Here is an 11,476-nt window from a genome sequence, read left to right as displayed (position 1 = left end):
GGAAGGGGAGCATACAGATATGTTCAATATATTAGTTGTGGATGACGAACCCTTGATTTGTAAAGGGCTGAGCAATTTATTAGCTTCTTCGGGGTTAAACATAGACCATATTTATACAGCAAACAGTGGTTTTGAAGCGCTGGACTGCATTCGGATGGAGGAAATAGACCTGCTCGTTACTGATATTCAGATGGGTGCAATGAGCGGGATTGATCTAATGCAGCATGCAAAATTGGCCAAACCCTGGGTACAGACCATCGTGATTTCTGCACACGAGACGTTTCAATATGCGCAAATGGCCGTTAGGCTTGGAGCGAAGGATTATTTGATCAAACCTTTGAATAGTGAGCAATTTCTGGATTCGGTGCGAAATGTGCTGCTTAAGATGGGGAAACCATCACCAGAATTGGATATTTTCATGTCAGGAATTAACGAAAGCTTTCGGCTGGAAGAGCCGCTTCCGGAATACAGCAAGTTATTGAATGAGCTGCTCATTGAGCCTGAAGGTGTACTGTGTGATGCAGAACGCTTGCAAAAGCTGGATAACCTGAAGCTGCAAGGGCCGTATTTTTCCGTCTTAAAAATTAAGGTACCTCTTGCTGGAACGAATCAGGAGAAGCACTACACCCTGCGGGACAGACGGCTTCTTTGTTATGCCGCGCTGAATATCGCCAAAGAGCTGATGGATCAGGAGTGGAACTCGACAGCCTTTTACGCAGAGGATGAAGAGATTACGATCATTATTCAGTGGGATGAAAAAAGCTATGAAGATTCGTCTGCCAGCCAAATTAATAGGCTAGATATCCTTGGCCGTAGTCTTCATTTTAATATTCAAAAATATCTGCACTTAAATGCAGTTATCGGCATCAGCCAGATTCTCAAGGGTCTTTCTTTTATGGCTGTATTGAACCGTCAAGCCTCCAAAGCCATTCTCTGGAATAATGAACACAATGACCATTATGTGTTTTACTACGGGGATTTTAATTGGAACAGCTACACAACCGATCCTTCAGTAGAAGAGCTTCATACACGCAGCAATCTGATTGTAGAGAAAGCGAGAGAGTATATTGACGAGAACTATGCGCAAAAAGGATTAACCATCCATGAAGTGGCTAAGAAAAACCATGTCAGCCCCAATTATTTGAGCTATCTGTTTAAGAAAAATACAGGTTACAACCTGTGGGAATATGTAATTAAGCTGCGGATGGAAGAAAGCCGGGAGATGATTTTGAACACAGATCTTCGCAGATACGAAATCGCCGAGCGTGTAGGTTATGAATCACCGGAGCATTTTAGTAAAATTTTCAAAAAATATTATGGGATTAGCCCCAGTGAATTGAAGAAGTAAAAACACATACTACTTCGGTAGATTTAGACATGTTCAGTACAACCCTCATTTTCTACAATTTAAGGTAGGAAGCATTTTGCGAAAAATGCTGAAAGAAAAATGGAATGAGGGAGCCTGATGAATCAAACCGCAGTTGTATCCGAAAATCCGCCGGCGCTGAAGGGTACACCTTACAAGCAAAACCGCTGGAAGAAAAACTTTTGGGGATATATGTTCCTCGTACCTGCTGTGATTATTTTTGTAATGTTCTTGTGGGTGCCAATTTTTAAAGGCTTGTTGTACAGCTTCTACCATGTTGATTTTGTAAAAGGGAATAGCTTTGTTGGCTTTGAGAACTATGCTAGAGCCCTTAGTGATCCGGATGTTTTGACCGCGTTAAAAAATACAGGGTATTACATGCTTCTATGTCTTATTATCGGGTTCTGGGTTCCGATTGCTTTTGCTATTATGATCTCGGAGCTGAGAAGGTTTGGGGGCTTTGTGCGGGTAGCGGCTTACCTACCTTTTGTAATGCCTGGTGTGGTGCTATATGGACTCTGGAGATGGCTTTATGATCCTGTGGGCCCAATCAATGCAGTATTAAGCTCGCTTGGTGTGGACCAGGTTGCCTTCCTGACAGATACAAGGTGGTCGATGATTTCCCTTGTTTTTATGGAGACGTGGCAGCAGTTTGGATCAGGGATGTTAATATACTTGGCTGCTGTACTCAGCATTCCGCGGGATTGGTATGAAGCAGCTGAGATTGATGGGGCGGGTGTGTGGGCACGTATAAAGTACATCACATTGCCTTCGCTACGTAATTTGATCATTTTGATGTTTATATTACAGATTATCGGGACTTCACAAGGGTATCAGTCACAAATGGCGCTGCTTGATGGTGGGCCGAATAATACTACGCTTACCTATGCGCTGCTGATCGTAAAATATGCTTTTACGCGACTCGATTATGGAACAGCGACTGCGCTTGGCATGCTAATGTTCATAGTCCTAGGTGGTTTGGGCATTTTACAGTTCAAGCTTAACAAGGAGGACAACTAAGATGAAGAGCGCAGATAGAGGGATTCTCTCAGAACATGATTTGAAAAAAACAAGCAATAAGATCGTTTATGGCTTGATGTGCGTGGTTATTTTGATTATGGTGTTTAGCATGCTGTATCCGATCTGTATGACGTTATTTAACGGACTGAAATCGAATCAAGAGGTGAACTCATTCCCACCGCATTTTTTCCCGCAGGAATGGCACTTCAGCAACCTTAAAAAAGCGATGAACTACATTGATCTGCTGATGTTCCTTAAGAACACTATTTATATTTTTGTGGGGAATATGGTCGTGACACTAGTCGTATTGGGAATGTCTGCTTTCAGCATTTCTCGTATGAATGTTCCTTACAGAAAGGCAATTTATTTCTTTTTCCTGATGACATTATTTATTCCGGCGACCAGCTACATGATTCCCAACTTTGTCAATCTAAAAGAGCTTGGATTACTGAATCAGTACGCTGCCTTTTGGCTGCCGGCTGGTGCGAATACATTCTATTTTCTACTCTTAAAGAACTTTTTTGATGGGATACATCCTGAAATTTTTGAAGCCGCGCGGATTGACGGCTCCTCTGAGCCGAGAAGCTTTTTCTCCATTGCAGTGCCATTGTCGGTTCCGATATTTGCTACGCTGGCGATCTTTATCTTTTCTACTGCATGGAATGACTGGTTCTGGCCATCTCTGGTTATGCACAGTGAAGAGAAATATACGCTCGCGACAGCAATCTATAAATACGTTATTAATGTAAAGGCACTTAATACGAATATTAAATTCGCTATCCTATTTATCGTATCGTTGCCGCCGATCCTTGTCTTCCTGATCTTCCAAAAGTTCATTATGCGTGGCGTCGCATTATCAGCAGTTAAGGGATAAGCGCGGATCGACGAATTTAGTCACGGATCGTAAACATGCACATGAAAGGAATATAAATGCACCTCGTTTGTAAACGATTTCTCTTTTATGATCGATATGTAAGATAACTATGAATTGAAAAGGGGAGTTTCAATGCGTAAGTACTCTAGCGTGCTACTAAGCCTCCTTGTGGCCGGATCATTGTTAACCGCATGCGGCGGTAACAACAATAACGGAAACACAACAGGAAACAAGGAAGGGGAAGCGACTACTGCGCCAACGAATGCTGCAACAGATAATGCTGGCAGTGCTACAGCAGCGCCAACTGATGATATCACACAAAGAAAAGTGACCATCAAAATTCACTATCCAACCCCTGACCTAACCGAAGTTAGAGCACAGGAAGATGACAAGATCAAACGTTTCCAAGAGGAGTATCCGAATGTTGAAATCGTCAAAGACGATTGGCAGTACAATGTAAGTGAAATCGGCATCAAAATGGCAGCGAATGAAGCTCCAACCTTCTTTAACACTTACGCTACAGAAGCAAAATTCCTAGTTGAAAAAGGCTGGGTAGCTGACATTACGGATCTGTGGAATAAATACGAATTTAAGGATCAAATTAACCCGGTTCTCCAAAATCAATTTATCATTGACGGAAAAGTATTCGGCGTAACTCAAAAGGGTTATGTAACAACCACAATGATCAACAAAAAAATGTTGGATGAAAAAGGCGTTGCTGTTCCATCTATGGATTGGACTTGGGATGATATGCTGAATACCGCGAAAGGTGTAGCTGATACCAAAAAAGGGATTTCCGGTATTGCTCCAATGGGTAAAGGGAATGAAGCAGGCTGGAACTGGACCAACTTCCTGTTCGAAGCTGGCGGTGAAATTCAGAAGATTGAAGGCGGTAAGGTTGTAGCTACTTTTAATTCTGAGGCTGGGATTAAAGCGCTGGATTTCTACAAGAAACTTAGATGGGAAGCAAACGCGATTCCTCAGGACTGGGCACTGGGCTGGGGTGATGCTGTAGGCGCATTCCAACAAAGTCGTACAGCAATGGTAATGGCTGGATCTGACGGTGTTATTGAGCAAGCGTTGAATCAAGGCGGTCTGAAACCAGAAGATGTACTTACGTATCCAATGCCTGCGATGGAAAAAGGCGGAAAACACACTGGGGTACTTGGTGGTGACTACCTTGTAATCAATCCAAATGCAACACCAGACGAGCAAGAAATGGCATTCCGTTATATTACATTTGATTACTTCTCAGATAAAGGTCTAGAAGCACTGGATGCGGTTCTGCAACAACGTACAACGGATGGCAAATATTTTATTCCGCCGCTCTTAGATTACTATTCTGCAGATTCTGACTTCGGCAAGAAAACAAAAGCTGTGTATGATAAATATACTAATGTATATCAATACAGCCCTGATATTTTAGGCTTGCTGGACGGTAAACCGGAAGCGCAATACAATACACAGGACTACTACGCAACCATGTCCAATGTAATTCAAGAACTGTTCTCCAAAAAAGGAACAGATTCCAAGACACAGCTTGAAGCTGCTGCAAAAACAGTGCAGGAGAAATTCTTCGATACAATTAAAGTAGAATAGGCAAGGAAGGACAGAACCGGCTCCATTAGGAGTCGGTTTTTTTATGTTTATATTATTGATATTTTTATAAATCAACACGACGGATGGCTTCCGACTTTTTTTTAGAGGGTCATGAGAAAAATAGAGTGTCAACAAAATTAGATTTGCATTTTTAAAATATTTTTGCGAGCGGAAAGGTAGGAAATGGGTATCGGTTCTTGTCTTTTTAAACATAAACTTTAGATTTAAGGAATAATAAAGCATAAATAATGGTAAAAAACCTATAATATGATCGAATGAAAGCGCTTTGAAAACAAATCAAAAAAACTTTATACTTTGTGAAAGATTTCACTATACAAGGTGGAAATGATGTGATAAGATAAATGTGTAGAGAAAAACAACCTAAAAATTGACAGGAGGACGAGGGAGATGGCAGTTAAGAACGAAGTCGCCGCCCAAGTTAAACAAACTACCGCTGAAGAGTATATTCAGACTTTGGTGGATAAAGCGAAAAAAGCACATGAGGCATTCATGGCGCTGGATCAAGAGCAAGTTGACACAATCGTTCATGCAATGGCGTTGGCTGGACTCGACAAACATATGTACCTCGCTAAATTGGCTGTAGAAGAAACTGGCCGCGGGGTTTACGAAGACAAAATTACTAAAAACATCTTCTCGACAGAATATATCTGGCACGGAATTAAATACGATAAAACAGTAGGCGTTATTGAAGACAATGCTTATGAAAGCTTCCAAAAAATTGCTGAGCCCGTCGGAATTGTAATGGGTATCACACCGGTAACCAACCCTACATCCACCACGATGTTTAAAGCGTTGATTTCGATTAAGACACGGAACCCTATTATATTCGGTTTCCACCCATCTGCGCAAGAGTGTAGTGCAGCAGCTGCTAGAATTCTTCATGATGCGGCTGTAAAAGCTGGCGCACCTGAGAATTGTATCCAATGGATTGAAATGCCAACGATGGACAAAACAAACGCTTTGATGAACAACCCTGACGTTGCACTTATTCTCGCAACAGGCGGTTCTGCAATGGTAAAAGCAGCTTATAGCTGTGGTAAACCAGCTCTTGGCGTAGGTCCTGGTAACGTACCTGCATTCATCGAAAAGAGCGCGGATATCGATCAAGCCGTAACGGACATCATTCTTTCCAAAACATTTGATAATGGTATGATCTGCGCTTCCGAGCAAGCTGTTATTATCGAAGAACCAATCTTCGATCAAGTGAAAAAGAAAATGATCGCTAATGGCTGCTACTTTGTTAACAAAGAAGAAGCTGCCAAACTTACTAGCGGCGCTATGAACGTTGATAAATGTGCGGTTAATCCAGCAATCGTTGGACAATCCGCAGTGAAAATTGCTGAAATGTGCGGCATTCAAGTTCCTGCCGGCACTAAGATTCTGGTAGCAGAACTTGAAGGTGTAGGCACTAAATATCCATTGTCCGCTGAAAAATTGAGTCCTGTGCTTGCTTGCTACAAAGTTAAAAACGCAGATCAAGGTATTGAACGCGCAGCACAAGTTGTTGAATTTGGTGGTATGGGCCATAGTTCGGCTATCCACTCCAACAATGAAGAAGTAATCATGAAGTTCTCTAACCGTCTGCAAACAGGACGTATTCTCGTTAACTCGCCTTCCACTCATGGTGCGATCGGCGATATCTATAACACTAACATCCCTTCGTTGACGCTGGGCTGCGGATCTTATGGTCGTAACTCCGTGTCGCAAAACGTTACAGCAATTAATTTGATCAACGTGAAAAGGGTGAATCGTCGTACCGTGAATATGCAATGGTTTAAAGTACCTGACAAGATCTATTTCGAAAAAGGCGCTACTCAGTACCTGACCAAAATGCCTGATATCACACGTGTCGCAATTATCACTGACCCAATGATGGTTAAGCTTGGATATGTTGAGAGAGTTGAACATTACCTGCGTCAACGCCAAACTCCTGTAGCAATCGAAGTGTTCTCGGAAGTTGAACCAGATCCATCAACAACTACAGTTGAAAAAGGTACTGCAATGATGAACAGATTCCAACCGGACTGCATCATCGCACTTGGCGGTGGTTCCCCAATGGATGCTGCAAAAGGAATGTGGTTATTCTATGAACATCCAGACGCAGACTTTAATGGTCTGAAACAAAAATTCATGGATATCCGTAAACGGGTTTACAAATTCCCTAAACTTGGAAACAAAGCTAAGTTTGTAGCGATTCCAACTACTTCGGGTACAGGTTCGGAAGTAACATCTTTCGCAGTTATTACCGATAAAACAACTGAACAACACACTAAATATCCTTTGGCTGACTACGAGCTAACTCCAGACGTAGCTATCATTGATCCAGAGTTCGTATATAGCTTGCCAAAAACTGCTGTAGCTGATACAGGTATGGACGTATTGACACATGCCATCGAAGCTTATGTATCTGTTATGGCGAGTGACTACACGGATGGTCTGGCAATTAAAGCAATCCAATTGGTATTCCAATACCTTGAAAAATCGGCTCTTGAAGGCGACAGAGTTGCCCGTGAAAAAATGCATAACGCATCAACACTTGCTGGTATGGCCTTTGCTAATGCTTTCCTGGGTATTAACCACAGCTTGGCGCATAAATGGGGCGGTCAATATCACACTGCTCACGGTCGTACTAATGCGATCCTTATGCCACACGTTATTCGTTACAATGCTAAGAAACCTACGAAGTTCGCTTCGTTCCCTAAATATTCACATTTCGTAGCTGACGAGCGTTATGCAGAAATCGCCCGTATTCTGGGATTGCCAGCTCGCACAACTGAAGAAGGTGTAACTAGCCTGATCAATGCTATTCGCGACATGAACAAAAAACTGGGTATCGAAGAATCCTTCCAACAATTGGGCTTTGATCCTAAGGATTTTGAATCCCATGTAGATTACTTGGCTGACCGTGCATTTGAAGATCAATGTACAACTGCCAATCCTAAGCTGCCGCTGGTATCTGAACTCGCAGATGTATATCGTAATGCTTTCTACGGAAGATTTGATAATTAATATTTGGTTAAGTAGATAATAGGATGGTTGTGGATTAGATATAAGTGACAAATATCACCGGAAAGGTGATATTTGTCACAGTCTATTTATAGAAAATAAACTAAAATGTTTATATAAACAACGGTCCCATATATGGAACAATGATTGTGAATTTTCGAACAACCATATTTTTCTTGGGATCACGAGACACGGGATCAACCTTCAAGCCCGCGATCTCTACAAATATAATATAAATATAGATGGAGGGATTTAGCATGTCGGTGATTGAAAAAGATGTACAAGAAGTGAAATCCGGTTGGAGAAGTTTTACAAAAGGTAAATGGTCCAGAAAAGTTGACGTTAACAACTTTATCGCAAGCAACATTAAGCCTTATGAAGGAAACGAAGAATTCCTCGTAGGACCTACTAGTAACACAACTGAACTGTGGAAGATTATTTCCCAATTGAGCAAGGAAGAAAGAGAAAGAGGCGGCGTATGGGATGTTTCCCTAGATACTGTCTCCACAATCACTTCACATGCTCCAGGCTACATTGACAAGGACAAGGAACAAATTGTAGGCGTACAGACTGATGCTCCTTTCAAACGTTCCATCCAGCCATTCGGCGGGATCAAGATGATGGTTGATGCTACGAAGGCTTATGGCTTCGAGCTTCCACAAAACATCGTTGACATGTTTACGAACATTCGCAAAACGCATAACCAAGGCGTATTTGATGCATATACACCAGACATGAGAGCTGTGCGTAAATCCGGCGTAATTACAGGTCTTCCTGATGCTTACGGACGCGGACGCATCATCGGCGACTACCGCCGCATTGCTCTGTACGGTATTGATTTCCTCATTAAAGACAAAAAACAACAACAAACTGAGCTTGAAGTAGATTCCATGACTGAAGATATCATTCGTTTGCGTGAGGAGCTGTCCGAGCAAATTCGTGCACTTGGCGAATTGAAAGAAATGGCAGCTGCTCATGGTATGGATATTTCCAGACCGGCGACCAACTTCAAAGAAGCTACTCAATGGGTATACTTCGGATATCTGGCAGCAGTTAAAGAGCAAAATGGTGCGGCGATGTCCCTGGGCCGTGTGTCCTCTTTCCTGGACATCTATGCAGAACGCGATATTGCTGAAGGTACTTTGACTGAAGAACAAGTACAAGAAATCGTCGATCATTTCGTAATGAAACTGCGTATCGTGAAATTCTTGCGTACACCTGACTATAATGATCTGTTCTCCGGCGACCCAACATGGGTAACTGAATCCATCGGTGGTATGGCTGAAGACGGAACAACTCGTGTTACTAAGAACAGCTTCCGTTTCTTGAACACCCTGTACAACTTGGGTCCAGCTCCGGAACCAAACTTAACTGTACTGTGGTCCGAAAAATTGCCTGAAGCCTTCAAAAAATATTGTGCTAAGGTTTCCATCGAAACTAGTGCAATTCAGTATGAAAATGACGATGTAATGCGTCCATACTGGGGTGAAGATTATGCGATTGCTTGCTGCGTATCTCCAATGCGTATCGGTAAACAAATGCAGTTCTTCGGTGCTCGTGCCAACCTGGCAAAAGCATTACTGTATGCTATCAATGGTGGTGTGGATGAAAAATCCGGAGCACAAGTTGGACCGGAATTCCCAGCGATCACTTCTGAATATCTGGATTATGACGAAGTAATGAAACGTTTCAAACCGATGATGGAGTGGTTGGCTAAGACTTATGTTAACACTTTGAACATCATTCACTATATGCATGACAAATATTCTTACGAACGTATCGAAATGGCGCTGCATGACCGTGACATTCTGCGTACGATGGCTTGTGGTATTGCTGGGCTGTCCGTTGCAGCTGACTCACTAAGCGCAATTAAATACGCCAAAGTAAAACCTATTCGTAACGAACAAGGTATTGCGATCGATTTCGAAACAGAAGGCGAATTCCCTTGCTACGGTAACAATGACGATGCTGTTGACAGCATCGCAGTAGAATTGGTTGAAACCTTCATGACTATGATCCGTAAAAACAAAACATATCGTGATTCTGTGCCGACTCAATCGGTACTGACCATTACTTCGAATGTAGTGTACGGTAAGAAGACAGGTACTACACCTGATGGACGTAAGAAAGGTGAACCTTTCGCACCAGGTGCTAACCCAATGCACGGACGTGACAAGAAAGGCGCCTTGGCTTCCCTGAACTCTGTAGCTAAACTGCCTTACTCCGATGCACAAGATGGTATCTCTAATACGTTCTCCATCGTACCTAAGGCACTTGGTAAAGACGAGGATTCCCGTAAGTCTAACCTGGTACACATGATGGATGGATACTTCCATAACAACGCTCAGCATTTGAATGTTAACGTATTTAACCGTGAACAGCTGATGGACGCTATGGAGCACCCAGAGAACTATCCACAATTGACTATCCGTGTATCCGGTTATGCAGTTAACTTCATCAAGCTGACTCGTGAACAACAAATGGATGTAATCAACCGTACATTCCACGGTTCGATGTAATTTGTTCCTGTCATGAAGATCTTTGAATTAGTACTACTATTGAAATAATTGCAAGGAAGATACCGCCCTTGTCTCAAGGGCGGTAATATCTTGTTTGAGAATTGTTAAAATTTTAAATTTTATTGCCGCGATATAGGGATATGACAGTCTCAAGGACAGGGATCTTCATCGTTGAAAAAGGGACTGTTAGTCTGGCGTGGCGAAAGGATGACATCCTATGATTAAAGGTCGCATACATTCTTTGGAAACCTTTGGAACCGTTGATGGACCTGGTATTCGATTTGTCTTATTTATGCAAGGCTGCTTGCTGAAATGTCAGTATTGCCATAACCCTGATACCTGGGCTTTAGATGAAGGTAAAGAAATGACTCTAGAAGAAGTGCTTTCGGAAATCGAGCCATATATAAACTATTATCGTTCATCCGGTGGCGGGTTAACTGTATCCGGTGGAGAACCAACCTTGCAGGCGCAATTTGTAAAGCAGTTATTCACGGAAGTAAAAAAACGTTGGAATTTGCACACCACATTAGACAGTAATGGTTACAACGAAGGTGACAAGATTAATGACTTATTGGATGTAACAGATTTGGTTATGCTTGATCTGAAGCATATTGATGAAGAAGCGCATATCAAATTAACCGGTAAATCCAATGATCGAACTTTGAAGCTTGCACGCTGGCTCTCAGACCATAATCGTAAGATGTGGATCCGACATGTATATGTTCCTGGTATTCATGATCGTGAAGAGGATCTCATTAACTTAGGTCGTTATATTGGAACTTTAAATGGCGTCGAGAAATTCGAAATCTTACCTTATCATCAGATGGGTATCTATAAATGGGAAATGCTCGGCAAGGCTTATGAACTGGATGGAGTACCTTCTCCAACAGAAGAAGAAGTGCAACGGGCATATCGCTTGGTCGAAGAAGGTCGTAAGCAAACGGCATTGGTATAATAGATATCTATTTTTTAGAGAGACCGTACCCTCAGTGGTTGATCATCACTGAAGGTGCGGTTTTTTGTTATGAGGAAGTAAAAAGGGAGGGGTTAAATCTCCTCTGAGGGGGAATT

At 42.3% G+C, this 11,476-nt stretch carries 7 protein-coding genes; all 7 read left to right on the top strand.

Annotated elements, in window-relative coordinates; all coding sequences use genetic code 11:
* Positions 1-19 precede the first annotated feature (19 nt).
* Entirely contained in the window at positions 20-1,348 is a 1,329-nt protein-coding gene (locus MHI32_RS22035; RefSeq protein WP_076278412.1) for a response regulator, read from the top strand.
* 117 nt (positions 1,349-1,465) lie between these two features.
* On the top strand, positions 1,466-2,386 hold the full coding sequence (locus MHI32_RS22030; protein ID WP_076129625.1) for a sugar ABC transporter permease: 921 nt from the start codon (positions 1,466-1,468) through the stop codon (positions 2,384-2,386).
* Between the two features lies 1 nt (position 2,387).
* Positions 2,388-3,260: a carbohydrate ABC transporter permease gene (locus MHI32_RS22025; protein WP_340010847.1), complete on the top strand. Its 873-nt coding sequence runs from the start codon at positions 2,388-2,390 to the stop codon at positions 3,258-3,260.
* Positions 3,261-3,392: 132 nt separating this feature from the next.
* Positions 3,393-4,859, top strand: coding sequence for an extracellular solute-binding protein (locus tag MHI32_RS22020; protein WP_076129626.1), 1,467 nt, complete (start codon positions 3,393-3,395; stop codon positions 4,857-4,859).
* Between the two features lie 408 nt (positions 4,860-5,267).
* Positions 5,268-7,889 carry a bifunctional acetaldehyde-CoA/alcohol dehydrogenase gene (gene adhE / locus MHI32_RS22015; RefSeq protein WP_036682925.1) on the top strand — a complete coding sequence of 874 codons (2,622 nt, stop codon included), beginning with the start codon at positions 5,268-5,270 and terminating at the stop codon, positions 7,887-7,889.
* A 254-nt stretch (positions 7,890-8,143) separates the two neighbouring features.
* Positions 8,144-10,405: a formate C-acetyltransferase gene (pflB, locus tag MHI32_RS22010; protein WP_076218917.1), complete on the top strand. Its 2,262-nt coding sequence runs from the start codon at positions 8,144-8,146 to the stop codon at positions 10,403-10,405.
* 217 nt (positions 10,406-10,622) lie between these two features.
* Positions 10,623-11,360: a pyruvate formate-lyase-activating protein gene (pflA, locus tag MHI32_RS22005; protein WP_036682920.1), complete on the top strand. Its 738-nt coding sequence runs from the start codon at positions 10,623-10,625 to the stop codon at positions 11,358-11,360.
* The last annotated feature ends 116 nt before the right edge of the window (positions 11,361-11,476 follow it).

The organism is Paenibacillus sp. FSL H7-0690 (assembly GCF_037980415.1).
In the GTDB taxonomy this organism is placed as follows: Bacteria; Bacillota; Bacilli; order Paenibacillales; family Paenibacillaceae; genus Paenibacillus_AQ; species Paenibacillus_AQ odorifer.
The sequence above is the reverse complement of the archived record's forward strand: the minus strand, read 5'-3'. Positions and strand labels throughout refer to the sequence as shown.

What these genes read in the sequence shown, in the direction of transcription:
- pflB (WP_076218917.1), top strand. Translation starts at nt 8,144, where the DNA reads ATGTCGGTGATTGAAAAAGATGTACAAGAAGTGAAATCCGGTTGGAGA.
- MHI32_RS22020 (WP_076129626.1), top strand. Translation starts at nt 3,393, where the DNA reads ATGCGTAAGTACTCTAGCGTGCTACTAAGCCTCCTTGTGGCCGGATCA.
- pflA (WP_036682920.1), top strand. Translation starts at nt 10,623, where the DNA reads ATGATTAAAGGTCGCATACATTCTTTGGAAACCTTTGGAACCGTTGAT.
- MHI32_RS22030 (WP_076129625.1), top strand. Translation starts at nt 1,466, where the DNA reads ATGAATCAAACCGCAGTTGTATCCGAAAATCCGCCGGCGCTGAAGGGT.
- adhE (WP_036682925.1), top strand. Translation starts at nt 5,268, where the DNA reads ATGGCAGTTAAGAACGAAGTCGCCGCCCAAGTTAAACAAACTACCGCT.
- MHI32_RS22035 (WP_076278412.1), top strand. Translation starts at nt 20, where the DNA reads ATGTTCAATATATTAGTTGTGGATGACGAACCCTTGATTTGTAAAGGG.
- MHI32_RS22025 (WP_340010847.1), top strand. Translation starts at nt 2,388, where the DNA reads ATGAAGAGCGCAGATAGAGGGATTCTCTCAGAACATGATTTGAAAAAA.